At 71.6% G+C, this 25,900-nt stretch carries 25 protein-coding genes and 2 pseudogenes; 16 read left to right on the forward strand and 11 right to left on the reverse strand.

What is annotated here, in order from left to right; genetic code table 11:
* The first annotated feature begins 96 nt into the window (after positions 1 to 96).
* A complete protein-coding gene (locus ACFYOP_RS06350) occupies positions 97 to 603 on the forward strand; it encodes an ATP-binding protein (protein ID WP_356898402.1) in 507 nt (168 codons plus the stop codon).
* Positions 604 to 647: 44 nt separating this feature from the next.
* Here ACFYOP_RS06350 and ACFYOP_RS06355 read toward each other — a convergent pair whose 3' ends face one another.
* Positions 648 to 1,322, reverse strand: a complete 675-nt coding sequence (locus ACFYOP_RS06355) for a 1,4-alpha-glucan branching protein (protein WP_356898401.1) — start codon at positions 1,320 to 1,322, stop codon at positions 648 to 650.
* A gap of 279 nt (positions 1,323 to 1,601) precedes the next feature.
* Here ACFYOP_RS06355 and ACFYOP_RS06360 point away from each other — a divergent pair, with 279 nt between their 5' ends.
* A complete protein-coding gene (locus tag ACFYOP_RS06360; RefSeq protein WP_356898400.1) occupies positions 1,602 to 2,006 on the forward strand; it encodes a VOC family protein in 405 nt (134 codons plus the stop codon).
* A gap of 67 nt (positions 2,007 to 2,073) precedes the next feature.
* Here ACFYOP_RS06360 and ACFYOP_RS06365 read toward each other — a convergent pair whose 3' ends face one another.
* Entirely contained in the window at positions 2,074 to 3,339 is a 1,266-nt protein-coding gene (locus ACFYOP_RS06365; protein WP_388451062.1) for a phytase, read from the reverse strand.
* A gap of 341 nt (positions 3,340 to 3,680) precedes the next feature.
* Here ACFYOP_RS06365 and ACFYOP_RS06370 point away from each other — a divergent pair, with 341 nt between their 5' ends.
* Entirely contained in the window at positions 3,681 to 7,400 is a 3,720-nt protein-coding gene (locus ACFYOP_RS06370) for a Tat pathway signal protein (protein WP_356898398.1), read from the forward strand.
* 205 nt (positions 7,401 to 7,605) lie between these two features.
* Entirely contained in the window at positions 7,606 to 8,340 is a 735-nt protein-coding gene (locus tag ACFYOP_RS06375) for a hypothetical protein (protein ID WP_356898397.1), read from the forward strand.
* Positions 8,341 to 8,378: 38 nt separating this feature from the next.
* On the opposite strand, the gene ACFYOP_RS06380 is transcribed toward ACFYOP_RS06375, so the two are convergent.
* Both ACFYOP_RS06380 and ACFYOP_RS06385 read right to left on the reverse strand, forming a co-directional pair.
* Positions 8,379 to 10,778, reverse strand: a complete 2,400-nt coding sequence (locus ACFYOP_RS06380; protein ID WP_356898396.1) for an HAD-IC family P-type ATPase — start codon at positions 10,776 to 10,778, stop codon at positions 8,379 to 8,381.
* Complete coding sequence (locus ACFYOP_RS06385; RefSeq protein WP_356898395.1) at positions 10,775 to 11,155, reverse strand: DUF2530 domain-containing protein; 381 nt, start codon at positions 11,153 to 11,155, stop codon at positions 10,775 to 10,777. Before ACFYOP_RS06385 ends, ACFYOP_RS06380 begins: the two co-directional genes overlap by 4 nt.
* Positions 11,156 to 11,346: 191 nt before the next feature.
* On the opposite strand from ACFYOP_RS06385, the gene ACFYOP_RS06390 reads away from it, so the two are divergent.
* Positions 11,347 to 12,801: an NCS2 family permease gene (locus ACFYOP_RS06390; protein ID WP_356898394.1), complete on the forward strand. Its 1,455-nt coding sequence runs from the start codon at positions 11,347 to 11,349 to the stop codon at positions 12,799 to 12,801.
* A gap of 46 nt (positions 12,802 to 12,847) precedes the next feature.
* Here the strand turns inward: ACFYOP_RS06390 and ACFYOP_RS06395 are convergent, their stop codons facing one another.
* A complete protein-coding gene (locus ACFYOP_RS06395) occupies positions 12,848 to 13,030 on the reverse strand; it encodes a ribbon-helix-helix protein, CopG family (RefSeq protein WP_356898393.1) in 183 nt (60 codons plus the stop codon).
* A gap of 130 nt (positions 13,031 to 13,160) precedes the next feature.
* Here ACFYOP_RS06395 and ACFYOP_RS06400 point away from each other — a divergent pair, with 130 nt between their 5' ends.
* The 3 genes from ACFYOP_RS06400 (at position 13,161) to thpR (ending at position 15,747) form a co-directional block, all read left to right on the forward strand.
* Entirely contained in the window at positions 13,161 to 13,610 is a 450-nt protein-coding gene (locus ACFYOP_RS06400) for a MarR family transcriptional regulator (RefSeq protein ID WP_356898392.1), read from the forward strand.
* 27 nt (positions 13,611 to 13,637) lie between these two features.
* On the forward strand, positions 13,638 to 14,987 hold the full coding sequence (locus ACFYOP_RS06405; protein ID WP_356898391.1) for an MFS transporter: 1,350 nt from the start codon (positions 13,638 to 13,640) through the stop codon (positions 14,985 to 14,987).
* A 187-nt stretch (positions 14,988 to 15,174) separates the two neighbouring features.
* Positions 15,175 to 15,747 (forward strand): RNA 2',3'-cyclic phosphodiesterase, encoded by a 573-nt coding sequence (thpR, locus tag ACFYOP_RS06410; protein WP_356898390.1) that lies wholly within the window; start codon positions 15,175 to 15,177, stop codon positions 15,745 to 15,747.
* A 194-nt stretch (positions 15,748 to 15,941) separates the two neighbouring features.
* Here the strand turns inward: thpR and ACFYOP_RS06415 are convergent, their stop codons facing one another.
* From ACFYOP_RS06415 to ACFYOP_RS06425, 3 genes are all read right to left on the reverse strand, one after another.
* Positions 15,942 to 16,931, reverse strand: a complete 990-nt coding sequence (locus ACFYOP_RS06415; protein WP_356898389.1) for an aldo/keto reductase — start codon at positions 16,929 to 16,931, stop codon at positions 15,942 to 15,944.
* 108 nt (positions 16,932 to 17,039) lie between these two features.
* Positions 17,040 to 17,891, reverse strand: coding sequence for an endonuclease (locus tag ACFYOP_RS06420; RefSeq protein WP_356898388.1), 852 nt, complete (start codon positions 17,889 to 17,891; stop codon positions 17,040 to 17,042).
* Between the two features lie 204 nt (positions 17,892 to 18,095).
* The gene (locus ACFYOP_RS06425; RefSeq protein WP_356898387.1) at positions 18,096 to 18,641 is read right to left on the reverse strand and encodes a MarR family winged helix-turn-helix transcriptional regulator; all 546 of its coding nucleotides are present in this window, start codon (positions 18,639 to 18,641) and stop codon (positions 18,096 to 18,098) included.
* 24 nt (positions 18,642 to 18,665) lie between these two features.
* On the opposite strand from ACFYOP_RS06425, the gene ACFYOP_RS06430 reads away from it, so the two are divergent.
* Both ACFYOP_RS06430 and ACFYOP_RS06435 read left to right on the forward strand, forming a co-directional pair.
* Entirely contained in the window at positions 18,666 to 19,175 is a 510-nt protein-coding gene (locus tag ACFYOP_RS06430; protein WP_356898386.1) for a carboxymuconolactone decarboxylase family protein, read from the forward strand.
* Between the two features lie 26 nt (positions 19,176 to 19,201).
* Positions 19,202 to 19,351, forward strand: a pseudogene (locus tag ACFYOP_RS06435) (alpha/beta hydrolase); the annotation flags it as partial.
* A gap of 175 nt (positions 19,352 to 19,526) precedes the next feature.
* On the opposite strand, the gene ACFYOP_RS06440 reads toward ACFYOP_RS06435, so the two are convergent.
* Entirely contained in the window at positions 19,527 to 19,961 is a 435-nt protein-coding gene (locus ACFYOP_RS06440; RefSeq protein ID WP_356898385.1) for a CBS domain-containing protein, read from the reverse strand.
* A 162-nt stretch (positions 19,962 to 20,123) separates the two neighbouring features.
* Here ACFYOP_RS06440 and ACFYOP_RS06445 point away from each other — a divergent pair, with 162 nt between their 5' ends.
* The 3 genes from ACFYOP_RS06445 to ACFYOP_RS06455 all read left to right on the forward strand — a co-directional run bounded on the left by ACFYOP_RS06445 (position 20,124) and on the right by ACFYOP_RS06455 (position 22,048).
* Complete coding sequence (locus ACFYOP_RS06445; RefSeq protein WP_356898384.1) at positions 20,124 to 20,540, forward strand: thioesterase family protein; 417 nt, start codon at positions 20,124 to 20,126, stop codon at positions 20,538 to 20,540.
* Positions 20,541 to 20,659: 119 nt separating this feature from the next.
* Positions 20,660 to 21,559 (forward strand): alpha/beta hydrolase, encoded by a 900-nt coding sequence (locus tag ACFYOP_RS06450; protein WP_356898383.1) that lies wholly within the window; start codon positions 20,660 to 20,662, stop codon positions 21,557 to 21,559.
* Between the two features lie 72 nt (positions 21,560 to 21,631).
* Entirely contained in the window at positions 21,632 to 22,048 is a 417-nt protein-coding gene (locus tag ACFYOP_RS06455) for a DUF6336 family protein (RefSeq protein WP_356898382.1), read from the forward strand.
* A gap of 73 nt (positions 22,049 to 22,121) precedes the next feature.
* Here ACFYOP_RS06455 and ACFYOP_RS06460 read toward each other — a convergent pair whose 3' ends face one another.
* The gene (locus tag ACFYOP_RS06460; RefSeq protein ID WP_356898381.1) at positions 22,122 to 22,814 is read right to left on the reverse strand and encodes a GDSL-type esterase/lipase family protein; all 693 of its coding nucleotides are present in this window, start codon (positions 22,812 to 22,814) and stop codon (positions 22,122 to 22,124) included.
* A gap of 65 nt (positions 22,815 to 22,879) precedes the next feature.
* Complete coding sequence (locus tag ACFYOP_RS06465) at positions 22,880 to 23,479, reverse strand: TetR/AcrR family transcriptional regulator (protein ID WP_356898380.1); 600 nt, start codon at positions 23,477 to 23,479, stop codon at positions 22,880 to 22,882.
* A 119-nt stretch (positions 23,480 to 23,598) separates the two neighbouring features.
* Between ACFYOP_RS06465 and ACFYOP_RS06470 the strand changes: the two genes are divergently transcribed.
* The 3 genes and pseudogenes from ACFYOP_RS06470 to ACFYOP_RS06480 form a co-directional block, all read left to right on the forward strand.
* Positions 23,599 to 24,441: a methyltransferase domain-containing protein gene (locus ACFYOP_RS06470; RefSeq protein ID WP_356898379.1), complete on the forward strand. Its 843-nt coding sequence runs from the start codon at positions 23,599 to 23,601 to the stop codon at positions 24,439 to 24,441.
* 61 nt (positions 24,442 to 24,502) lie between these two features.
* A complete protein-coding gene (locus tag ACFYOP_RS06475; RefSeq protein ID WP_356898378.1) occupies positions 24,503 to 25,477 on the forward strand; it encodes a WD40 repeat domain-containing protein in 975 nt (324 codons plus the stop codon).
* A 54-nt stretch (positions 25,478 to 25,531) separates the two neighbouring features.
* Positions 25,532 to 25,759: pseudogene (locus ACFYOP_RS06480) on the forward strand (ABC transporter permease); the annotation flags it as partial.
* Positions 25,760 to 25,900 lie beyond the last annotated feature (141 nt).

Raw genomic sequence — 25,900 nt, forward strand, 5'->3', positions numbered from 1 at the left:
CCCCTTCCGACCCTAGGGCCGCCGGACGACTCTTGACCACGGAACGTCACGATCCGTACACCTACGGATGGTGCCGCAGACGAGAGAGCGAACGGGATGAGCGACGCGGTGCTGAAGACCACGGACACATCGGGGGAGCGCCCCGAGCAGGGAACGCCGGACGGGACGGAAGGGGCGGGCCCGGGCACGGAGTTCGCGGCGTTGTTCGGCTCGACGCCCAGAGGCGCGCGGCTCGCGCGGCGGGTCGCCGTGCGGCACCTGGCGGAGTGGGGGCACCCCGCCGACTCGGACCTGTCCTGCACCGTCGCGCTGCTGGTGGCGGAGCTGGCCGGCAACGCCGTACGGCATGGGCGCGTGCCGGGGCGGGACTTCCGGCTGCGGCTGGCCCTGGACGCGCGGCGGGTACGGGTCGAGGTCGCGGACGCGTCCTCGACGCCGCCCCCGATCGTCGTCGAAGCGCCCGCCCCGGACGAGGTGTCGGGGCGGGGGCTGGTCCTCGTGGACGTGCTGGCGGACCGCTGGGGAGCGGAACCGCGCGACCCGGTCGGGAAGACCGTCTGGGCCGAGGTCTCGGTCGGGGCGGCCACGGACTTCTGCCCCTGACCCGGCCGTCTCGGCGCAGGTCCGGCCCGGCGCAGGTCTCCGCCTCAGCGCGGCGACGCGTCGTGGAGCGTGAAGAAGCGGGCGCGGTGGTCGGTGCCGTCCGGGAGGTGCCAGGTGGCGGTGATGTGGCCACGGGCCGCGGTGCCGGGCGCGGTCTCCTCCGTGGGGCGCAGGACGCGCGTCACCTGGAGCGTCAGGGGCTCGGGGGCCAGGGCGACCGTCGTGCCGGCGGGCCCGTCCGTGACGCCGCCCGGGGTGACCGACGGGAGGCCGGGGCCGGTGAAGTGGACCGTGACGGACGGGTCCGGGGTGTCCGACTCGCTCTGGGCCTGCGCCTCGGCCCGGCCCTGCGCCAAGGCCAGCAACCGTTCGACGACCACCGGGTCGTGGGAGCCGTCGTACACCCAGCGCTTGCCGAGCATGCCGTGTTCGCTCGTCCCGACGAGCGCCGCCTCGTCCGCTCCGGCGTCCGCTCCGGCGAGCGGTGCGGCGCGGTAGGAGAGCGGTACGTGGTAGGCGACGGGCTCGTCGCCGGACACGTCCGTGACCACCATGAACTCGATGCCCACCTCGCCCTGCGGGTCGTCGAGCCGGAAGCCGCCGGCCTTGGCGAGTACCGGTTCGCCGCCCGTGCCGAGGTACCAGGGCCGCGTGGGGAGCCAGGCCGAAAGCAGTTCCAGCTTGCCGGGCGACAGTGTTGTCCTGTGGATGACAGCCATACCCGGTGAACTCCCTCCGCCCGTGATCGATTCCCGCACGGCGACCGCCCACCGGCGCCCGCACCCACGGCCGGAAGTCGATTGCAGCCCGTCGCGGCGGTCGTTAGGGTCGGTCGGGTGACTGCCGGGTCGGCCATGGGCCACGCACGAGTGAGGCGCCCGGCCTCGGCGTGAGCGCGAGGCGGGCCAGGGGCCCGCCGTTCCCTCTCCAGCTCCGACCTCTTCCTCGCGCATGCACGCGAGGACCCAAGACGACACACCCTGGAGAGTCACTTCACCATGCCGCACGAGCAGTCCGTCACCACCGTCCAGCTCAACCACACCGCCGTGTTCGCCAAGGACCGGCGGCTGTCGGCCGAGTTCATCGCCACGATCCTCGGCCTCGAGGTCGGAGCGCCGTTCGGGCCGTTCCTGCCGGTCGACCTCGGCAACGGCGTGACGCTCGACTACTACGAGATGACCGACGAGCCGATCCAGCCGCAGCACTACGCGTTCCAGGTGCCCGACGACGGGTTCGACGCCATGATCGCCCGGCTGGAGGCGGTGGGCGTCACGTACTTCGCCGATCCGAACCACACCGAACCGGGAGCGGTCAACCGCCTCTTCGGCGGCCGGGGCGCGTACTTCGACGACCCGTCCGGGCACAACATGGAGATCATGACCCGGCCCTACGCCCGGCCGTGAGGGCGTGCCGCGCAGGGGGTGACCCCTGCGCGGCACCGAGCACGTCGGCTCCCGGTGGCCCCGTTGCCTAGTCGACGGCGTCCAGCACGTCGTCCAGGTCGACGAACTTGAAGCCGGTGGCCTCGCGTTCGCCGTCCTCGGGGGCGTCGTGGCCGTCCTGGACGACGAGCAGACCGTTCGGGTACTTGCGGCCGAGCGGGGCGTTCAGCACCGCCGCGCCGTCACACTCCTCGGAGCCGTCCAGCGTCGGCGAGGCGGCGGTGACGCGGAAGCCGCCCTCGTACTCGTTGTCGTCCTCCAGCTCACGGTCGTAGAGGGCGAAGGAGTTGTCGCCCTGGCCGGAGGCCAGCACATAGCCGTCGCCGTCGTCCTCGGTGAGAAGCGTGAGGCCCTCGACGTCGGCGGAGAGGTGCTCGCCGCCGTAGCCGGGGTCGGCGCCCGGCGTGCACTCCTCGGTCTCCTCGTCGTACGTGCCGGGGATGCCGTACTCGCGGACCTTGTCGACGAGGACGGGCTTGCCCCGCAGGTCGGCCGGGAGGCGCCAGATGCCGACGTCCTCCTGGCCGGCGTAGAGGATGCCGTTCGCCGGGTCGACGACCATGCCCTCCACCTGGGGGAGTTCGCCCGGCTCGTCGCACGGCGTCCAGGACGTGCCGTTCGGGAGAGAGAAGGCGGACGGCAGGTCGATGGTGCGGACCTTCCGGTAGCCGACCGTGCCGCCCGGCCCGGGCGTGATCTCCAGCAGGGCGACGGACGTCCGGTTGCGCCGGCTGGTGAGCGCGTAGGAGCGGCCCGTCGAAGGGTCGGTCCAGGACGCGAGGCCGTAGACCGTGTTCTGGTCGTTGATCTCCTCCTGGCCGGAGGAGAAGACGGGCGTGGCCGCCGGGTCGGTGACGTCGGCGAGCGGGCCGCCGGGCCGGTCGCGGTCGATGCGGTAGAAGCGGAGCCGGTCGTTGCCGCGGTCGCTGACAACGGCGAGGTCGGCGCGCCCGGTGGAGAGCCGTACGCCCTGGAGCAGGTCGACGTTGTTGAAGCGGCCGGGGGCGTCCTCGTCCGTGGCGGGAGCCGGGGCCGCGATCGACTGGACCTGGCGGGCGTCGAGGTCGTAGACGCGCAGGCCGCCTTCCTTGGCCGTGGCGACGACCAGGCTGCGGCCGGGGTCGGCGGTGTTGCGCCAGATCGCGGGGTCGTCGGCGTTGGCGTTGCCGCCCTCCTCGTCGTCGTACAGCGTGGCCGTCTCGGCCCGCGGCTGGACGGTGGGAAGGCCGGCCCGGTCCTTGCTGTCCGCCTGGGCGGGCACGGCCGCGACGATCGCGGCGAGGGCGGTGCCCATGACGAGGGCGGCGGGGCGCAGGGGGTGGCGCGTGGTCACATGTGCTCCTTGATGTCGCGTGGATGACGCGTCGCTCACCCGGCACTCTCGCCGCGGGCGGTGGGCAGCGGGTGATGACGGCATGTTGGCGCGGTGAATTCGGCGGAGCGGTACCGGGAAATCCGCATCCGCGGCGGGCCACGGGAACCCCCTTTGAGCTGTCGGTTCCGCATGCGAAGATCTCGTTCATCCACCACAGCCCTGGGGGGGCCATGCCTGGACAGGCACCTGTTCCGCGTACCCCATCTACGCATCGAAGATCCGCACCGGTCGCACTCGTGACGCTGGTGCTCGCAACGCTCATGTCGCTTCTGCTGCCCGCCACTTGGGCGCAGGCCGCCGACGAGCCGGCGCCGGCGGCCTGCGCGCCGCTGAAGCTCGCCCCGTTCGGTGACCCGGGCGACACGGTGGCGAGCGGCACACTCGCCGCCGGCGCGCAGGACTGCTTCACCGCGCAGGCGAAGGCCGGCAAGCACCTGGTGCTGCTGCGTGCGAAATACGACGTCACCGTGACGATCGACGGCCCCACCGGCCCCCTCGACTGCTACGCGAAGAACTCCGAGGCCGGCGGCTGCGACGTACCCGCCGACGGCACCTACACCGTTCACGTACGGAACGACAACTGGGAGCAGAGCGACTACCGGCTCATCGTCGTCCCGCTGAACTCCACGGATCGGTGCGCGCCGGCCACCGGGACGTCGTGGGACCAGCCGGTGCCGGTCCGCTCCGCCCTCAACGGCCTTCAGGTCGACTGCCAGTCGCTCGACGCGGCGCCCGGAGAGCGCGTCGTCACCTATGCGAGCACCGTCGCGTACGGGCAGGCGAGGCGCTGGATCACCGACGAGACAGGCGGCGAGATCTGCCCCTACCCGTCGGACAAGCCGGGCTGCGCCCTGCCGGGCGACGGACCGTACCGGGTACTGACGTACGTGACGGGTGAGAGCGAGTCGGTCGACTACCAGCTCCAGGTCGCCCGGCTGAGCGACCCCCAGGGCTGCCCCACCGTGAGCGTCGGCCGCTACGGCGCCCCACCCGCCTCCCCGACCGGGGAGGTGCGCTGCCGCATCCTGACGGTGCCGGCCGCCGGGCGCTATCTGGTGAACCCGGTCGACGAGTTCAACAGCCAATTCTGGATGTACGTCTACGACGGCGAGGCGACCGAGGTCTGCCGGGGCGGCTGGTGCACCTTCCCGGCCGCAGGCTCCTACACGCTGCTGGTGGGCGACCCGTACAAGGTGTACGAGGGCGGCTACGGCACGGCCTTCCTCGACCGCACCGGCTCCGAGGGCTGCGTGCGCGTGGCAGAGGGAACACACGACGGCACGCTCGTGGCCGGCCAGTACGACTGCCTCGAACTGCCCATGCCGAAGGACTCCCGCATCTCCGGGCAGCCCCGCACCGGCACCGGGCCGCGTATCGACACCGAGGTGCTCGACGCCGCGGGCGCGCTGCAGTGCGACAGCAGCGCGCTCCGCGCCGGCGACTGCCAACTGTCCGGCATCGCGCCGTACCGGGCGATCGTCCACGCCGACGCGGGCGAGGCGCCGGGCCCGTACGCGATCAACTTCCTCCGCACCGACTCGCCGCCGCCGGGCACCTGTGCCGTGATGCCGCGCAGCACCTTCAGCGACGCGAGCAACGCGACCCGGCTCACCACCGGCGACGGAGTCTTCACACACTGCCTGGCCATCCCGGCCGCCGATCATTCGGCCGCTGAACTCTTCGAACTGCGGACCGTGTCGGGGACCGCGTCCGCCAACTTCTCCGTCACCGACGAGTCCGGAGCGCTGAAGTGCGAACGGAACGCGATGAAGAACGGGTGGTCGGTCTGCCCGCTCACGCCGGGCAAGGCCCACACCGTCGTCTTCACCGGCCAGGACACGGCCGCGGCGTACACCCTGAGCCGGCGCGACGTGACCTCGACGGCGTGGGGCTGCACGAAGAGCGCGGCCACCGCTGTCGGCGGACCGTCCCAGCCGGGCTTCTACGGCGGTGACGCCGGGGCGCTGCGCTGCCACAAGGTCACCACGGCCGCGGCGACCGACCGGGTCCGCATCGACGTCCGCGACCCCAAGGGCACGCTCAACATCATGGCCCTGGGCGCCGACGGGAAGAGCACGGACTGCTCCTTCCGCAACCGGTCCTGTGTGGTCACCGGGTCCACCACCTACCAGGTGGTGATGCAGGTGCCGCTCGGTCTCGAAGCGTCCGACACGTACCACCGCCTGGACATCTGGCGGATCGCCACCGCCGACGGCCCGGCCGCCGAGTGTCCGCGTGCCGCCTCCGCCGCCTACGGTCACGCTCCGCTGACCGGGACGCTCACGGAGGAGCGCACGGCGGTGTGCGCCGTCCTGCCCACCGTCAACTACGACATGCTGAAGGTGACGGTCTCGAACCCCTCCGGGGGGACGGACAGGGCCGCCGTCTCGGTGTACGACGGCAGTTGGACCGACGACTGCATGAAGTCCGGCGACGAGTACACGTGCAGCGTGCGCTCCGAAGGGGACAGCAACGAGGCCCCGGCGCTCCTGATGGTGTCGCTGCCGGAGAAGGCGTCACAGGTGTCCTACCGGGTGGAGACCGCCTGCCACTCGGGCTGGTGCGGCGGCGAGGAGTTCGCAGCCGAGTCCGTGACGCCCGACTCGGTCCCCGCCGGGACCACCGCCGAGATCACCGTGCGGGGCGAGGCCCTGCACGAGAGCGACACGGTCAAGATCGTCGCCGACGGCAAGAGCCACCCGGCCACCGTGACCGGTGTCTCCGCCGACTGGCGGACGCTCACCGCGGAGGTGGACCTGCGCGCCGTACCGGCCGGCACCTGGACGGTGAGCGTCTCCTCCCACCGCGGACGGCAGATGTACGCGGGCACCCTGACGGTGACACCGCCGCCGCCGAAGCTCACCGGCACGTTCCGGCCGGTGCAGCCGACGCGGTTGATGGACACGCGCAAGGGTCTGGGCGTGGCCCAGGCGAAGGTCGGTGCCGGGAAGACGGTGGCGCTCCAGGTGACGGGCAGGGGCGGTGTTCCGGCGACGGGTGTCACGGCGGTCGTGATGAACGTGACCGCGACCAACCCGACCGCCCGGACGTACATCGCCGTCTATCCGAACGGGACGACCCGCAGCAGCGCGTCGAACCTTAATGTGGTCGCCGGGCAGACCAGGCCCAACCTGGTCGTGGTGCCGGTGGTCAACGGGAAGGTCGACTTCTACAACTACGCCGGGTCGGTCGACCTGGTCGCCGACGTCTCCGGCTACTTCACGGACTCGGACGCAGGCTCCACCTACCAGCCGGTGCAGCCGACGCGGTTGATGGACACGCGTACGGGTCTGGGTGTCGCGAAGGCGAAGGTCGGTGCCGGGAAGACGGTGGCGCTCCAGGTGACGGGCAGGGGCGGTGTTCCGGCGACGGGTGTCACGGCGGTCGTGATGAACGTGACCGCGACGAACCCGACGGCCCGGACGTACATCGCCGTGTACCCGAACGGGACGACCCGTACCAGCGCGTCCAACGTGAACGTGGTGGCCGAGGAGACCGCACCGAACCTGGTGGTGGTGCCGGTGGTCAACGGGAAGGTCGACTTCTACAACTACGCCGGCTCCGTGGACCTGGTCGCCGACGTCTCCGGCTACTTCACCGACGCGGACACCGGCTCCACGTACCGGCCCCTCGCCCCGACCCGCTTCATGGACACGCGTACGGGTCTGGGTGTGGCGAAGGCGACGGTGGGCGCCGGGAAGACGGTGACCCTCCAGGTGACGGGCAGGAACGGCGTCCCGGCGACCGGCGTCACGGCCGTCGTCATGAACGTCACGGGGACCAGCCCGACTGCGCTCACGTACGTCGCCGTCTATCCGAACGGGACGACCCGCACCAGCGCGTCGAACCTGAACCTGGTGGCAGGCCAGACGGCCCCGAACCTGGTGATCGTGCCCGTCGTCAACGGCAGGGTGAGCTTCTACAACCACGCCGGGTCTGTGAACCTGATCGCCGACGTCGCCGGCTACTTCACGAAGTAGCCGCCCGCTCACAGTGCAGGCCCCGTGCCCACCGGTCCCGGTGGGCACGGGGCCTGTGCCATGCCCCGGTCGAGGGGCGGCCGGGCGGCCTTCGTGGTGGTCGATTGATACGGCCGACTGGGTACTTTTAACGATGAATTAGGCCATTTCGGCGATCGGTCGTCGGGCCAGGTGTCCCCCGCTGTGCAGAATCGTTGACTCGCGCGTGGAACCACGTGAATTTTGGGAGAGGAACTCGGTCCTGGCTGAGGCGTTCTGCAGCAGCGACGACAAGGTTCGGCAGGCGCGCGCGATCCTGGACGAGGCGCATGCGGACCGGGCCCGTACGCTCGCCGCGTTCGCCGTCACGGTCGGCAGCGACGGCGCGGTCGCCGAGCTGATGGGACTGAACGCGAGAGAGGTACGAGTAGCCCGCAGAACCGTCGGGAAGGCCGACGCCCGCAGTGTCGCCGATCGGATTCTGACCGTACGGCCGGAGCACCGGCCGGCGGTGACCGCGCAGGACGACGAGCCCATGCCGCAGGACGTCCCGCTTCCCCGTCCACGCGTGGAGGTGCCGGTCCAGCCCAGCGCGCCCGCTCCACCGGTCCAGCCCTCCCAGTCCGTCCCGCCCGCCCCGTCGGGCGAGCCGGTGGTGGCGCGGCCCGTGGACGACTCGGTGGTCTGGTCGGACGGCATGGACTTCGTCCTCCAATGGAGCTGGCAGTCCGGCCTGGACCTCCAGACGGTCGCCGAGGAACTGGGCCTCAGCCCGAGGACGCTGCTGCTGCGCGCCCAGCACCTCGCCGCCGAGGGCCGGCTGTCGCCGAGGACCGGGGACACCGAGTCGACGCAGTCCGGCCGTCACCGCCGGAACGACGACATGGTCTACACACCGGTTCCCGACAACATCGAGGGCCTCTACCACTCACCCGCGCCGCACGACTGGGCCCACGCCTGACGGCCGGGCGGCGGTCGGGGGCGCCCGGGCGGGCGGAGCTACGCGGGGAAGCGCCGCCCGACCACCCGCCACGACAGCTCCAGCAGCGCCGCCGCGACCGCCGCGATCACCACGCCCGTCCACGGCATCGCCCGGCCCACCAGCTTCAGCGCGAAGAAGTCCTGCAGCCACGGCACCGTCAGCACCACCAGGAAGCCCAGCCCCATCGCCGCCACCAGCCCGATCCGCCACCAGGTGTACGGACGGGCGATGATCGCGAGGACCCACATCGCCACCAGGAACAGGGTCAGCGTCGCCACGCTCGTCTCGGCGGCCAGCGAGCCGGGCCCGCTGTAGTACGAGCGGGCCAGCAGATACGCGCTGAACGTCGCTGTCGCCGCGATGACGCCGGCCGGGATCGCGTACCGCATCACCCGCCGTACGAAGTGCGGCTTGGCGCGCTCCTTGTTGGGGGCGAGCGCCAGGAAGAAGGCCGGGACGCCGATGGTGAGGGTGGACAGCAGCGTCAGGTGGCGGGGGAGGAAGGGGTACTCGATCTGGCTGCAGACGACCATGATCGCCAGCAGCGCCGAGTAGACCGTCTTCGTCAGGAAGAGGGTCGCCACGCGCGTGATGTTGCCGATGACCCGGCGGCCCTCCGCGACCACCGACGGCAGCGTCGCGAAGCTGTTGTTCAGCAGGACGATCTGCGCCACGGCCTTGGTCGCCTCCGAGCCCGAACCCATCGCCACGCCGATGTCCGCGTCCTTCAGCGCCAGGACGTCGTTGACGCCGTCGCCGGTCATCGCCACCGTGTGGCCGCGGGACTGGAGCGCGCCGACCATGTCGCGCTTCTGCTGCGGACTGACACGGCCGAAGACCGCGGCCCCGTCCAGCTCCGCGCCCATCGCCTCGCGCTCGGCCGGCAGCCCGCGCGCGTCGAGCGTCGAGCCGGCGCCCGGCAGACCGAGCTTGGCCGCGACCGCGCCGACGGCGACCGCGTTGTCGCCCGAGAGGACCTTCGCGGCGACGTCCTGGTCGGCGAAGTAGCGCAGGGTGTCGGCCGCGTCCGGGCGCAGCCGCTGTTCGAGGACGACCAGGGCGGCCGCCGTCTTCCCGGCGGGCGCGTCGAGCGAGCCCTCGGCCCGTGCGAGGAGCAGCACCCGCAGCCCCTGCCGGTTCAGCTCGTCGACCTCCGCGAGCGACGGGTTCCCCGCGGGCAGCAGCACATCGGGTGCGCCGAGCAGCCACGTCGTACGCCTGCCGTCGCCGTCCGCGAGGGTCGCGCCGCTGTACTTGCGGGCGGAGGAGAAGGGGAGAGCGGCGGTGCAGCGGTGGCCGCCGCCGTCCGGATAGGCGGTGACGACGGCCTGGAGCGAGGCGTTCGGCCGCGGGTCGGACGCGCCGAGCGCGCCCAGGACCGCCCGTACGTGCTGCTCGTCCGCCCCGTTCAGCAGCCGCAGCTCGGTGGCGTCCATACCGCCCTCGGTGAGCGTGCCGGTCTTGTCGAGGCAGACGACGTCGACGCGGGCGAGGCCCTCGATGGCGGGCAGCTCCTGCACCAGACACTGCCTGCGGCCGAGGCGGATCACGCCGATCGCGAAGGCGACCGAGGTGAGCAGGACCAGCCCCTCGGGAATCATCGGCACGATGCCGCCGACGGTCCGCGCGACCGAGTCCTTGAAGTTGTTGTCCTTGGCGACGAGCTGGCTGATGATCAGGCCGGTCGCGGTCGGAACCATCATCCAGGTCACGTACTTGAGGATCGTGGAGATCCCGGAGCGCAGCTCGGAGTGGACGAGCGTGAAACGGGACGCCTCCTCCGCGAGCTGCGCCGCGTACGCCTCGCGGCCGACCTTCGTCGTGGTGAAGGCGCCGCCGCCCGCGACCACGAAACTCCCGGACATCACCGGGTCGCCGGGCTGCTTGAGGACGGGGTCGGCCTCGCCGGTCAGCAGCGACTCGTCGACCTCGAGGCTGTCCGCCTCCGCGATCTCGCCGTCGACGACGACCTTGTCGCCGGGGCCGAGTTCGACGAGGTCGCCGAGGACGATCTCGGAGGTGCTGATCGCGGTGGCGACGCCGTCCCGCCGCACTCTCGGCTTCGCCTCGCCGATGACCGCGAGGGAGTCGAGCGTCTTCTTCGCGCGCAGCTCCTGGACGATGCCGATGCCGGTGTTGGCGATGATCACGAAGCCGAAGAGGCTGTCCTGGACCGGCGCGACGAAGAACATGATCACCCACAGCACGCCGATGATGGCGTTGAAGCGGGTGAGGACGTTGGCGCGGACGATGTCGACGGCGGAGCGGGAGCTGCGTACGGGTACGTCGTTGACCTCGCCGCGTGCGACCCGTTCCGCGACCTCGGCGGAGGTCAGGCCGGTGGGCCGGCGGCCGGCGCCGTGGTTCACGAGGGGGTCGCGCTCCGGTCCGTCGGCTGTGTCCGCCCGCTGGGTCATGGTTCGACGTTACGGCGGCGTGTGCCGGACCACCGCCCGAAGCGGCGGAGGATCAGGCCGGGGGAGGCCGCTCCGGCGGGCGTCGCGCCCGGCTCCTGCCGGTCCGGCCCGGCGTCCCCGGACGACGCCTTTTCGGCCGCCGCGCGCTTGAGCGCCGCGTCGCGTCCCCGTACGTACCAGATGCCGATGAGCCCGAGACCCGCGCCGGCCAGGCAGGTCCACACCCACCACGTCAGGTCGCGGTCGGCGAACCAGCTGTAGAAGGGGACCTGGACGAGGAACATCACGAACCAGAGGATCGTGCCGCCGGTGACGGTGGCGACGATCGGCCCCTCAAGGGGTTCGGGTGCCTCGTGCCGTGGGATCCACTTCGCCATGGGCACAGTGTAGGTCCGGGTCCGGGCGGCTCTCGCGGGGCGGCGTCGAAGGCTTCACCGCAAGGGTCTACGCGCGGAGATACCAATCTTCCCCTTATATGTTCATACTGAACAGGTTTGCGTCCGACCGGTTTCGTTCGTATGAACCTCTAAGAGCCGGCCACTCCACATCCCCTCACGAGGTCATCCGCATGTCCCCCACGGCCACCCCCAAGGTCGATGCCCCCGGCCTGCCGCCCACGCCCCCGCAGACCACCGGCGGCCTGGACCGCTTCTTCAAGATCTCGGAGCGCGGCTCCACGGCCGTCCGCGAGGTCAGGGGCGGCTTCGCCACCTTCTTCGCGATGGCGTACATCCTTGTCCTGAATCCGATCATTCTCGGCAGCGCCAAGGACATGTACGGGCACCAGCTCGACGGCGGCCAGCTCGTCACGGCCACCGTGCTGACGGCGGCCTTCTCCACGCTGCTGATGGGCGTCATCGGCAACGTCCCGATCGCGCTCGCGGCCGGCCTCGGCGTGAACACGGTCGTCGCGCTCCAGCTCGCGCCGCAGATGGCCTGGGCGGACGCCATGGGCATGGTGGTCATCGCCGGCGCCGTGGTGGTGCTGCTGGTGGCCACCGGACTGCGCGAGCGCGTGATGAACGCCGTGCCGCTCGGCCTGCGCAAGGCCATCGCGATCGGTATCGGCCTGTTCATCATGCTCATCGGCCTGGTGGACTCCGGCTTCGTCACCCGTATCCCCGACGCCGCCCACACCACCGTCCCGCTCCAGCTCGGCACCGGTGGTCATCTGCTCGGCTGGCCGGTCCTGATCTTCGCCCTCGGCACGCTGCTCACCCTCGCGCTGATCATCCGCAAGGTGCCGGGCGCGATCCTCATCTCGATCGTCGTGATGACGGTCCTGGCGATGGTCGTCCACGCCGTCGCCGACGTCGAGTCCTGGGGCCTGACCACGCCCGAGTGGCCCGGCAACCCGGTGTCCTCCCCGGACTTCGGGCTGCTCTTCGAGGTCAGCCTCTTCGGCGGCTTCCAGAAGGTCGGCCTGCTGACCGGCGTCCTGTTCGTCTTCACCGTGCTGTTGTCCTGCTTCTTCGACGCGATGGGCACGATCCTCGCCGTCGGCGACGAGGCGAAGCTGATGGACAAGGACGGCGACTACCCGGGCATCAACAAGGTGCTCGTCGTGGACGGCCTCGCCGTCGCCGCGGGCGGCGCCGCCTCCTGCTCCGCCAACACCTGCTTCGTGGAGTCCACGGCAGGTGTCGGCGAGGGCGCCCGTACCGGCCTGTCGTCGGTGGTCACGGGCGGACTGTTCTCGCTGGCGCTGTTCCTCACGCCGCTCGCCACGATGGTCCCCTCCCAGGCGGCGACGCCCGCCCTGGTGGCGGTCGGCTTCCTGATCCTGGCCGGGTCGATCAAGGACATCGACTGGAGCGACTACACGATCGCCGCGCCCGCGTTCCTGGCGCTGGTGATGATGCCGTTCACGTACTCGATCACCCACGGCATCGGCATCGGGTTCATCACCTTCAGCGCGCTGCGGCTCGCGGCGGGGCGCGGGCGCGAGGTGCCCGCCGCGATGTACGCCGTGTCGGCGGTGTTCGTCTTCTACTACGCGATGCCGGCGCTGGGCCTCACGTAGCCGGCCGCGGCGTCCTGGGCGGGCGTCGTCGGCACCGGCGGCGTCGTCAGGTCACGCCGTAGAACTTCTCCGTCTCGTCGACGGCCGCCTTGAAGCGCTCGTCGAAGTCGTCGCGAATGAGCGTCCGGACCACATAGTCCTGGACGCTCATCTGCCGTTTCGCCGCATGCTGCCGGATCCGGTCGAGCAACTCACCGTCCATCCGCAGGCTGAGCACTGTCGATCCCATGCGCTCAGGGTCGTCGTACTTCGGCCGCGCAGGCGTCACTTTCGGGATGCGTCTCACTCGTATGGGTGACACCTGCATCTTCCCCGTAACCGGCTATATTTAGGTCGGCTAATGAGTTACGCTAATGAACATGCCTGACCTGTCCCACGGTACTGACGCCGCAGATGTCGCCGCCGTGAACTCCCTGCGCTCGGCCGTCATGCGGCTGGGCCGCCGTCTGAAGCATCAGCGCGTCGACGAGACGCTGAGCCCGACCGAGATGTCGGTGCTCGGCACCCTCGCGCGCTGCGGCACCGCCACACCCGGCGAGCTGGCCCGCAAGGAGCATGTGCAGCCGCCGTCGATGACCAGGATCGTCGCGTTGCTCGAGGCCAAGGGACTGGTCCGGCTCGAGCCGCACCCGGACGACCGCCGGCAGAAGGTGGTCACCCAGACCGAACGGGCCGAGACCATGCTCGAGGACTCCCGCCGCAAGCGGAACGCCTGGCTGGCCACGCTCGCCGAGGGTCTGGACGATGAGGAGTGGGCGAAGCTGCGCGCGGCCGCCCCCGTCCTGGAGAAGCTCGCGCATCTGCCATGACCGCCGACGCCGAGGAGGCGAACCCTTTTGAGTACGGGATCCGGAGCAGACTCCGCCCCCGCACCGACCGACCCCGACACCCTGTCCGCCCGACCTGCCCGTAAGCAGAGCATGTTCAGCTCGCTGAGGATCCGTAACTACCGGCTCTTCGCGACAGGACAGGTCGTTTCCAACACCGGCACCTGGATGCAGCGCATCGCCCAGGACTGGCTGGTGCTCAGCCTGACCGGATCAGCGTCCGCAGTCGGCATCACCATCGCGCTGCAGTTCCTCCCCATGCTTCTCTTCGGCCTGTACGGCGGGGTGCTCGCGGACCGGCTGCCCAAGCGGCGGCTGCTGCTCGCCACCCAGTGCGCGATGGGCCTCACCGGCCTGGCGCTCGCCGTGCTCACGCTCAGCGGACACGTCCAGGTCTGGCACGTCTACCTGACGGCGTTCCTGCTCGGCCTCGTCACCGTCGTGGACAACCCGGCCCGGCAGTCGTTCGTCGCCGAGATGGTCGGCCCCGAGCAGCTGCGCAACGCCGTCTCGCTGAACTCCGCGAACTTCCAGTCCGCGCGGCTCGTCGGACCGGCGGTCGCGGGTGTGCTGATCACCGCGGTCGGCAGCGGGTACGCGTTCCTGCTCAACGGCCTGTCGTTCCTCGCGCCCATCGCCGGGCTGCTGATGATGCGCGCCGGCGAGCTCTACAAGGTCGAGCGCGCCCCGCGGGGGAAGGGGCAGCTGCGCGAGGGTCTGCGCTACGTCGCGGGCCGGCCCGAGCTGATCTGGCCGATCGTCCTCGTCGGCTTCATCGGCACGTTCGGCTTCAACTTCCCGATCTGGCTCTCCGCGTTCGTCGACGACGTCTTCCACGGCGACGCGGGTACGTACGGCCTGCTCAACACCTTGATGGCGGCCGGCTCCCTGGCCGGCGCCCTGCTCGCCGCCCGGCGCGGCACGTCGCGGCTGCGGCTGCTCGTCGGCGCGGCGGTGCTCTTCGGAGTGCTGGAGATCGTGACGGCCTTCGCGCCGACCTTCTGGATCTTCGCGGTGATGATGGTCCCGATCGGCATGTTCGGCCTGACGGTCAACGTCACGGCCAACTCCAGCATCCAGATGGCGACGGACCCGCTGATGCGGGGCCGCGTCATGAGCCTGTTCATGATGGTCTTCACCGGCGGCACGCCGGTGGGCGCGCCGCTCGTCGGCTGGGTCACGGACACGTACGGCGCGCGCGTCGGCTTCGCGGCGGGCGGCGCGGTGGCCGCGGTCGCGGCGGCCGGCGTCGGCGTGATGCTGGCGCGGGTCGGCGGGCTGCGGCTGTCGGTGGGGTGGCACGGGGGGCATCCGCGGGTGCGGTTCGTGGAGCGGGAGCGGTTGGTGACGGCGGCGTAGGGCTCCGCGGGTGCGGGTGGCGCCTGCGGCGGGCATGTTCCCCACCCCGCCCCGGACGGGCTGGATCGCTCCGCGAAATCAGCCCCGCCGGCGTTTGAGGCGCGGGTCCGGGCAGAGCCCGGTTCGGGAAGGGGCGGGTAGGGGAACATGCCCGCGCAGCGGGGGGCGGACCGGCAGACTGAGGGGTATGAGACTCTTCGCCGCCGTACTGCCCCCACCCGCGGCCGTCGACGAACTCGCCACCCAGGTCGCGGCCCTGAAGCGGCTCCCCGACGCCGACACCCTGCGGTGGACCGGTCACGACGGATGGCACTTCACGCTCGCGTTCATGGGCGAGGTCGGCGACGAGGTCGTGCCCGACCTCTTCGCGCGGCTGGGGCGCGCCGCGCATCGGACCGCGCCGTTCGGGTTGCGGCTGCACCAGGGCGGGCGGTTCGGGCGTCGTGCGCTGTGGGTCGGGGCGGCGGGCGGGATCGAGACGATGCGGCTGCTGGCCGAGCGCGCGGACGCCGCCGCCCGGCGCGCCGGCGTCGGGATGGAGGAGCACCGCCGCTACCAGGCGCACCTCACTCTCGCCCGTACCCGCGAGCCCGCCACCGACCTGCGCCCGTACGTGGACGCGCTGGGCGCCTTCGAGGGCACGCCCTGGCAGGTGGGGGAGCTCGCGCTCGTCCGCAGCAATCTGCCGGTCAGCGGCGTGCCGGGCGAACAGCCGCGGTACGAAGTGGCCGGTTCCTGGCCGCTCGGCGGCGCGGGTTAACCTCGTCGGGTGAAGACCAAGACAAGAAATCAGATCATGGCCGGCGCGCTGGTGCTCATGTTCGTGATCGTCGCGGTGGCGGCCGCGCTGGGCCAGTAGCCCCCGCGACCGCCACCGCAGCGTCACTTCCTACATCACCGCGGACGTCACCGCGGACGTCACCGCGGACGTCACGGCGGACGTCACGGCGGACGTCACCAGGCGAAGGCCTCCGGCGAGGGGCCGGGTCCCGGGAAGATCTCGTCCAGGCCCGTGAGCACCTCCTCGGAGAGCTCCAGCTCGACCGCCCGCAGCGCGGACGCGAGCTGGTCCGCCGTGCGCGGGCCGACGATCGGGCCGGTGACGCCCGGACGCGTCAGCAGCCACGCCAGCGCCGCCTCGCCCGGCTCGAGACCGTGCTTGTCGAGCAGGTCCTCGTACGCCTGCACCTGCTCGCGGACGGAGCTGTTGGCGAGCGCGTCGGCGGAGCGTCCTGACGCCCGACGCCTGCCCTCGTTCTCCTTCTTGATCACGCCGCCGAGCAGACCGCCGTGCAGCGGCGACCACGGGATGACCCCGAGGCCGTAGTCCTGCGCGGCGGGGATGACCTCCATCTCCGCGCGGCGCTCGGCCAGGTTGTAGAGGCACTGCTCGCTGACCAGTCCGTACGAGCCGAGGCGGCGTGCCGTCTCGTTGGCCTTGGCGATGCCCCAGCCGGGGAAGTTGGAGGAGCCCGCGTAGAGGATCTTGCCCTGCTGGATCAGGACGTCCATCGCCTGCCAGATCTCCTCGAAGGGAGTGCGGCGGTCGATGTGGTGGAACTGGTACAGGTCGATGTAGTCGGTCTGCAGCCGCTTCAGCGACGCGTCCACCGCGCGGCGGATGTTGAGGGCGGAGAGGCGGTCGTGGTTGGGCCACGGGTCCCCGTCGCCGGCCATGTTGCCGTAGAGCTTCGTCGCGAGGACGACCTTGTCGCGGCGGGCCGGGTCGCCGGCGAACCAGGAGCCGATGATCTCCTCGGTGCGGCCCTTGTTCTCGCCCCAGCCGTAGACGTTGGCGGTGTCGAAGAAGTTGATGCCCGCGTCGAGCGCGGCGTTCATGATGGTGTGGCTCTCGGCCTCGTCGGTCTGAGGTCCGAAGTTCATCGTCCCGAGGACGATGCGGCTGACCTTGAGTCCCGTGCGTCCGAGCTGCGTGTACTTCATGAGGCCATAGCCAACGCCTTCGAGTCCGCTCGAAGCAAGGGCATTCGGTGGGGCGGGGCGTGTGCTCCCGCGGCGGGCGGCCGCGGGAGGCACGAGCGCCGTCGCGGCCTACCAGATGGCCTCGACCCACTCCGGGTGGTCGATGAACGGGTTCCGGTTGTGCTGGTACCGGTCGTGGATGACCTGGTTGCGGCGCTGCTCGAAGGCGTCCGGCGGGTCCTGCTCGTTCCACTGCTTGAGTACGGACAGCCGGCCGATGTAGGGCTGGGAGCCGTTGCTCACGCGGTCGTTCGGTTCGAGGTCGGCCCAGCCGTCGTTGCCCTCGTAGCGCACGGCCATGTAGAGGATCATGCGGGCGACATCGCCCTTGACCGCGTCGCGGGGCTCGAAGGAGTCGGAGTCGGTGTAGTTGCCGGGAGCGCCGGAGACCGAGCTGCCGCCGTTGTCGAAGTCCTTGTTGCCGCGTATGGAGTTGACCCGTACGTCGGACGGGCGGAGGTGGTGGATGTCGGTGCCGGGGCCGGTCGAGGTGCCGAAGTCGCCGTGGGACTTGGCCCAGACGTGCTCGCGGTTCCAGTCGCCGACGTCGCCCCCGTTGCTGGTCTTGCTCTGGGATCGACCCGCGTAGATGAGTATGACGTTGGAGGAGTTGTTCGGGTCCTCGTCCGTGTTCCTGAGGGCGTCCCAGACCTGGGAGTAGCTCAGCTTGGACTGGTCGCTGATGATCGTGTGCAGTGCGTCCTTGAGCGCCGGGCCGGTCTTGCCGAGCGCGCCCTGGTAGTAGGTGTCGTCCAGGGCGGCGGCGGAACGATTCGCCGGAGCCTCGTGGGTGGCGGCGGAACGATTCGCCGCGGTCTCGGTGGTGGCGGCGGGGGCTGTGGTCGCCACGCAGGTCAGGGCCAGGCCGGCGGCCAAGCCGAGCAGCACGGACCTGGGGGCGGGCGTGCGGAGTCGAAGCATGTGGGGGTTCCCTGCTTCCGGGCGCACCCGCGTCCCCAGGGGATCGGCAGGCGAACTGCCGGGCGCGCGGGTGGCGTTCGATGAGGACATCGAAAAGCATTCCAGCGCGACGGGGAGGTGGGGTGAACATGCCAAGACGGTTGTGTGTACGTCGTCGGCGGTGCGGTCGCCGTCCAGGTCGCCGGTCGCGGCGCCGGAACGGCGTCACGTGCCGCCCAGCCAGCCTGCCGCGTCCAGGCGGAAGCTCTCCGGGGGGGTGACCGCGCGCAGGGCGGATTCGAGGTCGCGCAGGCGGTCGGGGCCGATCGCCCGGGCCCATTCCGTGCGGAGCGAGTCGAAGATCGCCGCCGAGCGGGTCAGGGCGTCCAGGCCGTGCGGGGTGAGGCGGATCAGCTTGCGGCGGGCGTCGGCCGGGTCGTCCGCGCGCTCCGCGTAACCGAGGGAGAGCAGGCGGTCGGCGGTCTTGCCGGCGGCCTGCTTGGAGACGCCGAGGCGGCGGCCGAGGTCGCTGGCGGTGGCGCCGTCCGTGCCGATCGCCTGCAGGGCGAAGCCGTGGGCGGGGCGGACGTCGGGGTGGCCCTGGCGGGCGAGTTCGGCGTGCAGTCGGTCGATGAGCGAGCGGAACCCGGCGAAGAGGAGCAGGGGCAGTTCGTATCCGGGCGCGTCGTCGGCATCGTTCGGCTCGCCCGGAAGTACCTTGCGGGATTCGACAACCTGGTTTACGTTTTCGGCGTCGGGTTCGTCAACCATGTTGTCCATTGTAGGAGCCGCCCCATGTTCACCGAACACACCCTGGAGTCGGCGCCGCCCGCCTCCCGCCGCGCCATGGCGTCGACCGTCGAGCGGCTCGGGCATCTGCCTCCCGCCGTCGCCAGGCTGGCCACCTCCCCGCACCTGCTCGACGGGTTCCTCAGACTGAGCGCCGCCTTCGAGGCGACGACGCTCGACCCGGTGGCCCGGGAGGTGGTCGTGATGACGGTCGCCACCCGCAACGAGTGCCATGTGTGCGTGGCCATGCACACCGGCAAACTGCGCGCGCTCGGCGCGACCGACGAGTTGATCACCGCGCTCCGCGAGCAGCGTGCGCTTCACGACGAACGACTGGAAGCGGTACGGCAGTTCACCCTGGAGGTGTTCCGTACGTCCGGCGCCGTCGGCGACGCGGAACTGCGTGCCTTCCTCACGCACGGTTTCACCTCGCAGAACGCGCTGGAGGTCGTCATGGGCATCGGTGCGTACACGATGTCGACGCTCGCCAACCGCCTGACGCGCGCCGGCCTCTGAGGGAGGACGGAACCTACGTTTTCGACATGGCGGAATTCGTGCTGGTGGCAGGGGCGTGGCTCGGAGCGTGGGCGTGGGACGACGTGGTGCCGAAACTGCGTGCGGCGGGCCACGGGGCGCACGCGTTGACGCTGTCGGGTCTCGCGGAGAAGCGGGGAGCGCCCGCCGGGCAGCGCCCGAGGCCCTCGCGGCGATCCTCCTCGACGCGGCGGCGACGTCGTCGAGCCAGTGCCCCTCCCGGCAACCTCTTGCCCGGTCGCGGCACCAGCGGCACGCAGGCGCGTCACCGCGCCCCTTCGGGTGGGGCGCGGTGACGCGTGTCGTACGAGTCGGCGCAGTACGCGGGTGGTGTCACGCCTCCGCGTACACGCGGGTCGCGAACTCCGCGATCTGCTGGTCGCTGAGGTTCTTGGCGACGTTCGCCTCGGTGATCATGCCCACCAGGCGGTGGCCGCCGGCCACGTCGATCACCGGCAGGCGCTTGATGTGGTGGTTCTCCATGGTCTCCAGGACCTCGGAGGCGTCCGCCTCCGCGTCGATCCAGTGCAGCTCGCCGCCCAGCGAACCCGCCTGGACCTCCGCCGGGTTGACCCCTTCGGCGCAGCAGGTGATGACGATGTCCCGGTCGGTGACCAGGCCCGTGAGCCTGTTGTTGTCGCCGCAGATGGGCAGCGCGCCCACCTCCAGGTCCCGCATCATCTTGGCCGCCTCGTGGAGCGACTGATGCGCGCCCACGCACTGGACGCCGCTGGTCATGATGTCCTTGGCTCGCAGCTCTCCGGCCATGAGTCCTCCCCTCGCGGGAATGTGCATGCATCCGACGCCACCACGAGTGCCCCGTCGTCGCCGTCCGAAAAGCCGGAACCGGCGGCCGTTCCCCCGGAAAGCCGGAACCGGCGGCCGTTCCCCGGCGGGAATGCCGGACAGCACCCTGACGTTGCCGTGGGCATGACTTTCTTCGCCGACGTGACCGTGCGGGGCTACGAGCTCGACACGCAGGGCCATCTGAACCAGGCCGTCTATCTCCAGTACGCCGAGCACGCGCGCTGGGAACTGCTGCGCGCCGCCGGTCTGCCGCAGGAGAAGCTGCTCGCCAGCGGGGTGGGCCCGGTCGCGCTCGAGACGACGGTCAAGTTCCTGCGCGAGCTGCGCGGCGGCGACGCGGTGCGGGTGACCTGCCGGTTCGTCTATGGGGAGGGCAAGACCTTCACGGTCGAGCAGCAGATCGTCAAGGACGACGGCACGGTCGCCGCGGAGGTCTCCGGAGTGGCGGGCATGCTCGACCTCTCGACCCGCAGGCTCATCGCCGACCCGCGCGCACACCTGGCCGCCCTGGCCGACAACCCGGACCTGCTCACCGGCTGACGCGCCTCTCCACCGCACCGGCCCGGCCCGGGATCCAAAGGGCCGCGCCGATACGGAACCGATCACCTCGCAGATTCGTTGGCGCAAGCGCCGGGCGCTGATCTGCTGGAGGGGAAGTCGTGGACGACGCGGTTGCGGAGGCTGTCGGGGCACTGGTGCCCGGTGGCGCGTTACGAGGCGAACTGGACCGCTACGGGCGGACGTTGCGCTGGATCGAGGCGGGCAAGGGCGGGCCGACCGTCGTGCTCGACGCGGCGAGCGGTACGCCGTCGCTGACATGGGCGCCGGTCCTGTCACCGATCGCCCGCTGCACGAGGGTGATCGCGTACGACCGGGCGGGGCTCGGCGGGAGCGACCCGGTCCACCGGCTCACACTCGACTCGGCCGTCGAGGACCTGACCGCGCTGCTGGCCCGGGTCGGCGACGGGCCGTGCGTACTGGTCGGCAACAGCTGGGGTGGTCTGCTCGCCCAGCTCGTGGCATGGGCCGAACCGGACCTGGTGGCGGGCATGGTGCTGCTGGACCCGGCGCACGAGGACTTCCAGCCGTGGCTCGGCCGGGTCGCCGAAGGGATGCAGGCGCGCCGGCTCGCGGCCCGTACGGCTCTCCGCCTCACCGGCCGCTCCCGGCACCGGCGCGCCGCGCGCGAGGCGGCCCGCACGACGGACGACCCGCGCGTACGGGAGCTGATGGCCGCCGCGTGGCTGGCGTCCTCCGGTGGCAGACAGCAGGTCCGCTCCGCCGCCGCCGAGTACCGGATGATCACCGAGGCGGCTCCCGAGATCCGCCGCCGCCGCGCCGCGTCGAGCCTGCCGGACGTACCCGTGACGGTCCTGAGCGCGAGCCGGGGCATGCCGGACGGCATGCGCCGCCGCTGGACCGATCTGCAGAAGTCCGTCGCCCTGTCCGCACCGGCCGGCGACCACGCCGTGGTCCCGGCGGCGGACCACCACATCCACAGCAGCCGACCGGACGTGGTCACCCAGGCGGTGCTCGGCGTCCTGGGGAGGGTGGGATAGCCCGCCGTTCGCCGACCGTGGCCGGGGGCCGGGCCCGCGTTGCTACCGTTCGGCGGTGACACGGGGGTGGCCATGGGCAGTGTGAGCAGAGGCGAGGACGGCGTACTCGAGCCGCGGCTGCGGCTGGGCGGGGTCGTGGCGCGCGGGGCGGCGTACGGAGCGGGGGCGGCGGTCTGCGTGGCCGTCGCCGCGTTCACATTCCAGGAGCACGACGACCGTGTCGACCTCCTGGAAGCGACCACCTTTCTGGGGCTGCTGACCGGCGCGGTCTGCCTGTTGACCGGGCTGTTCTTCTGGGCCTGCGGCCCGGGGGACATCCTGCGCTGGCGTGACTTCCTCACGACGACCTCGCCCCACGACGTGACCTCGATCGTCGCGCCGTCCCTGGTCCGTGCCGGCGTCTTCCTGCTGGTGCCGGTCCCGGTCGCCTTCGTCCTGGGCGAACTCGTCACATCGGCTGCCCGAGGCTCCTGGCTGTGGGGCGCCTGACCGGAGGCGGAGCGCCGGGTTCAGGCCCCGGGCGGTGAGAACGGACCCCCGTCCGGCAGGTGGCCCCGGTCCGTCAGACGGCGGCGTACACCCCGCCCAGCCCCCACGCCTGGTGCATCGCCGTCGCGAAGGCGGCCGCCAGTTTCGTTTCGCCCGTCGGGCCGGGGTGGGTGCCGTCGTAGGTGTCGGTGTGGATGTCGTACGACGGCGGGTGCGAGGCGAGCAGGATCGGGGACGCGGGGGTGTCCAGGTCGGCGACCGTCTTGGCGAGGAGCACGTTGAAGCGGGCGCACTCGGCGGCGAACGGCGCGTCGGACTCGGCGCGGATGTTCGGGATGACCGGGAGCAGGACCATCCGGACGCGCGGGTTGGCGAGGCGGGCCTCGGCGATGAAGGTACGGGCGTTCGCCGCGGTCTGGTCGCTGTTCGTGTAGAAGCCGAGGTCTATCAGCCCGAGCGAGACCAGCAGGACGTCGGCCCGTTCCGCGGCGACCGTCTCGCGGATCACGGGTGCCATGTGCAGCCAGCCCTCGCCCCAGCCGGCGAGGTGCCGGCGGGCGTCCGCCGGGAAGTCCGGGTCGGCGTAGGCGTGGGACACGGGGGCGTTCGCGGCGATGTCGTACAGCTCACGGCGCGGGCCGACGATCTCGAAGGGCACGCCGGTGGAGACGAGGTGCTGCCACATGCGGTAGCGCCAGCTGTGTTCGCCGGCGCTCCCGATGGTCATGGAATCGCCGACGAACAGAAAGCGCATGGCCGCAATCATGACCGAATCCGCTGCCGGCCCGGCACCTGTCGGCGATGTGAGTCCGGCCACTGGGGGCGGGCAGGTCAGGACCCCTCGGTACCGGTCAGCGCCGGGATCAGCCGCCGGACCTGCTCGCGCGGATGCGGTGCGGCCGAGGACCACGTCGTCATCAGCAGATGGTGGACCGTGCCGACGAGCGCGAGCGCGACGGCCTCCGCGTCCAGGTCGACGGCGACCCGGCCGGTGTCCTGCTCGGCGCGCAGGTAGGCGACGACCGACTCCTGCACGGCGGCGAATCCCGGCGCTCCGGCGACCATCGCGTCGCGGAAGCGGAGCGCGGCGCCGGGCCGGGTGAGGGCCAGGGCGGAGACGGCCGGGCCGGTGGAGTCGAGCAGGACGGAGGCGACGGCCATCAGGTTGCCGGTGACCGTGTCCCGGCCCGCCCGGCCGGGGAGCTCCGCCGCCAGCGCGGCCGTACGGGCGAACCGGTCCAGGACGAGCTCCGCGACGAACTCGTCCAGCCCGCCCGGGAAGTGGGCGTGCAGCAGGCCCTTCGAGCAGTCCGCCTCGTCGGTGACGGCCCTGCTGGTCACGGCGCCGGGGCCGCCGCGGGCCACGACTCGTTCGGCCGCCGCGAAGAGGCGCTCGCGGGCATCGGGGACGGCTACTCCACGGGGTGACATTCTGGACCTTCCGGGCTGCTGAGACGCGGGACGGACTGTGTCGCGGTGGACAGTATGGGCAATCGCCCATACTGTTTGGGCATACGCCCATTCTAACTGTCGCGTCCGGAGGCACCGCCATGGCCCACATCGTGAACACCGAGCAGGAGCAGGCGTGGAACGGCTACGAAGGCACCCACTGGGCCCGTAACCAGGACCGCTGGGACGCCATCAACGAAGGCTTCAACGACGTCCTCCTCACCGCCGCCGCCATCCGCCCCGCGGACGCGGTCCTCGACATCGGCTGCGGCGCCGGCGCCACCACCCGGCTCGCCGCCCGCCGCGCACCGGAGGGCCGCGCCACCGGCGTGGACCTGTCCCGCCCGATGCTCGAACGCGCTCGGGCGACCGCGCACGCCGAGGGCATCGGGAACGTCACCTTCGAGCACGGCGACGCCCAGGTCCACCCGCTGGCGGGGCGCGACTTCGACGTCGTGCTCAGCCGCTTCGGCGTGATGTTCTTCGGCGACCCGGAGGCCGCGTTCACCAACATCGGCAGCGGCCTGCGCGCCGGCGGCCGGGCGGCGTTCGTCGTCGCGGCGGACGGCGGGGGCAACGAGTGGATCCAGGCGCTGTCCGGCCTGCGCGACCTGCTTCCGCTGGGCGGCTTCGGCGCCGCCGACGGCCCCGGCATGTTCTCCCTCGCCGACCCGGACCGGGTCCGCGAGGTCCTGACGGCGGGCGGGTTCACCCACATCGGGATCGAGCGGGCGGAGGCGTACGGCAGGTGGGGGCGGGACGCGGAGGACGCCACCGCGTTCCTCATGGGGTCCGGGCCCGGCCGCCATCTGCTGAGTCAGGTCGACGAGGCGACGGGCGAGCGCGCCCGGCGTGCGCTGGCGGACATCCTGCGCGGGTACGAGCGGGACGGTGCGGTACGGCTCCGCAGCGTCGCCTGGCTGGTCACCGCCGAGCGCCCGTAGGGGCCGGCCACCCCAGGGCACTCCCGTACAGGCCGGTCGCCCGAGGTGGCAGGCTTGGGGCATGCGTTCGCTTCCGTACGTCACCGGCCTCGCGGCCGTCCTCGTGCTGGCCGCCGCCGTGCCCGCGGCCGCCGAAGAGCACTCCGGGTTCACGATCAAGGACCCGCGGATCACCGAGTCCAGCGGTCTCGCCGCGAGCCGGGCGCACCCGGGGATCTACTGGACCCACAACGACCAGGACCAGCCGCGGGTCTTCGCCGTCGACTCGAAGACGGGCGAGACGGTGGCGACGATCACTCTCCGGGGCGTCGGGCAGCCCAGGGACATGGAGGCGATCTCCGTGGGGCCCGACGGCGCCGTCTACGTCGGCGACATCGGCGACAACCTCGACGGGAGCTGGGACCACGTCTGGATCTACCGCTTCCCCGAGCCGAAGCAACTGCGCGACCAGACCGTGGACGCCACGCAGTTCGACGTGAAGTACGCCGACGGGGCGCGCAACGCCGAGGCGCTGATGGTGCATCCGAAGACCGGGCGGGTCTACATCGCGTCGAAGAACGAGGACGGCGGCGGCCTCTACGAGGGACCGGCCACGCTGAGGACGGGGCAGACCAACCTCTTCCGGCGGATCGGGGAGGTGCCCTGGGTGACCGACGGCGCCTTCTCGCCGGACGGCGAGGAGCTCGTGCTCCGCTCGTACTTCAGCGCCCGCGGGTACGCCTGGGAGGACGGCCGCCTCGGTGCCGACCACCGGGTGCGCGGGCCGATCCAGCCGCAGTCGGAGTCGGTGACGTACACGCCGGACGGCACGACGCTGCTGTTCGGTACGGAGGGGGAGCGCAGCTCCGTCGAGCCGGTGGCGGTCGAGAGCGGTGGCGGGAGCGACGGCGGGGCCGAGGAGGGCGCGAAGCCCGGCGGTTCGGGTGGGGGAGAGGCCGCCGGGGGTGACGGGAAGGGCGGCGCCACCACGTACGGGCTGCTGGTCCTGGGGGGCGCCGGGCTGTTGGTGCTGGCGCTGCGCAGGCGTCGCAACTAAGGAGCGTCCGGTTCGCCCCCGCAGGCGTCGACCGCGGCGCGTCGCGGCCCGTTCGCGCAGCTGACGATCCTGGCCGCGACCGCCTTCGCGATGGGCCGGCGCACGGACACCGGGATCGTGGCGTCGGGGGCCGCGTTCGGACTGCTGCTGCTTCTGCGGTTCTGCCTGATCTGGGTCGGCATCCTGTTCGGCCTGCTCGTCCCCAGCACGGAGGCGGCCGGCGGCCTCTACGCGGTGGCCTTCCCGCTCACCATGATCTCCAGCGTCTTCGTGCCGCCGTCGACGATCGAGAACATCATCGTAGGACGCCGGGTGCCCAGCCGTCCGTAAGGCGGATCGTCACACCATCGAGCGATCATGCGTGCGGGGCGCTGACCAGCGGCGCAGCGCGCGCGATCGACCGCGTGGCCGGCCGGGTCGAGA

The organism is Streptomyces sp. NPDC006294 (genome assembly GCF_042870895.1).
GTDB lineage: Bacteria > Actinomycetota > Actinomycetes > Streptomycetales > Streptomycetaceae > Streptomyces.

Coding starts and splice junctions, on each gene's coding strand:
- ACFYOP_RS06350 (WP_356898402.1), top strand. CDS start 97: ATGAGCGACGCGGTGCTGAAGACCACGGACACATCGGGGGAGCGCCCC.
- ACFYOP_RS06355 (WP_356898401.1), bottom strand. CDS start 1,322: ATGGCTGTCATCCACAGGACAACACTGTCGCCCGGCAAGCTGGAACTG.
- ACFYOP_RS06360 (WP_356898400.1), top strand. CDS start 1,602: ATGCCGCACGAGCAGTCCGTCACCACCGTCCAGCTCAACCACACCGCC.
- ACFYOP_RS06365 (WP_388451062.1), bottom strand. CDS start 3,339: ATGGGCACCGCCCTCGCCGCGATCGTCGCGGCCGTGCCCGCCCAGGCG.
- ACFYOP_RS06370 (WP_356898398.1), top strand. CDS start 3,681: ATGTCGCTTCTGCTGCCCGCCACTTGGGCGCAGGCCGCCGACGAGCCG.
- ACFYOP_RS06380 (WP_356898396.1), bottom strand. CDS start 10,778: ATGACCCAGCGGGCGGACACAGCCGACGGACCGGAGCGCGACCCCCTC.
- ACFYOP_RS06385 (WP_356898395.1), bottom strand. CDS start 11,155: ATGGCGAAGTGGATCCCACGGCACGAGGCACCCGAACCCCTTGAGGGG.
- ACFYOP_RS06390 (WP_356898394.1), top strand. CDS start 11,347: ATGTCCCCCACGGCCACCCCCAAGGTCGATGCCCCCGGCCTGCCGCCC.
- ACFYOP_RS06395 (WP_356898393.1), bottom strand. CDS start 13,030: ATGGGATCGACAGTGCTCAGCCTGCGGATGGACGGTGAGTTGCTCGAC.
- ACFYOP_RS06400 (WP_356898392.1), top strand. CDS start 13,161: ATGCCTGACCTGTCCCACGGTACTGACGCCGCAGATGTCGCCGCCGTG.
- thpR (WP_356898390.1), top strand. CDS start 15,175: ATGAGACTCTTCGCCGCCGTACTGCCCCCACCCGCGGCCGTCGACGAA.
- ACFYOP_RS06415 (WP_356898389.1), bottom strand. CDS start 16,931: ATGAAGTACACGCAGCTCGGACGCACGGGACTCAAGGTCAGCCGCATC.
- ACFYOP_RS06420 (WP_356898388.1), bottom strand. CDS start 17,891: ATGCTTCGACTCCGCACGCCCGCCCCCAGGTCCGTGCTGCTCGGCTTG.
- ACFYOP_RS06425 (WP_356898387.1), bottom strand. CDS start 18,641: ATGGTTGACGAACCCGACGCCGAAAACGTAAACCAGGTTGTCGAATCC.
- ACFYOP_RS06430 (WP_356898386.1), top strand. CDS start 18,666: ATGTTCACCGAACACACCCTGGAGTCGGCGCCGCCCGCCTCCCGCCGC.
- ACFYOP_RS06440 (WP_356898385.1), bottom strand. CDS start 19,961: ATGGCCGGAGAGCTGCGAGCCAAGGACATCATGACCAGCGGCGTCCAG.
- ACFYOP_RS06445 (WP_356898384.1), top strand. CDS start 20,124: ATGACTTTCTTCGCCGACGTGACCGTGCGGGGCTACGAGCTCGACACG.
- ACFYOP_RS06455 (WP_356898382.1), top strand. CDS start 21,632: ATGGGCAGTGTGAGCAGAGGCGAGGACGGCGTACTCGAGCCGCGGCTG.
- ACFYOP_RS06460 (WP_356898381.1), bottom strand. CDS start 22,814: ATGATTGCGGCCATGCGCTTTCTGTTCGTCGGCGATTCCATGACCATC.
- ACFYOP_RS06465 (WP_356898380.1), bottom strand. CDS start 23,479: ATGTCACCCCGTGGAGTAGCCGTCCCCGATGCCCGCGAGCGCCTCTTC.
- ACFYOP_RS06470 (WP_356898379.1), top strand. CDS start 23,599: ATGGCCCACATCGTGAACACCGAGCAGGAGCAGGCGTGGAACGGCTAC.
- ACFYOP_RS06475 (WP_356898378.1), top strand. CDS start 24,503: ATGCGTTCGCTTCCGTACGTCACCGGCCTCGCGGCCGTCCTCGTGCTG.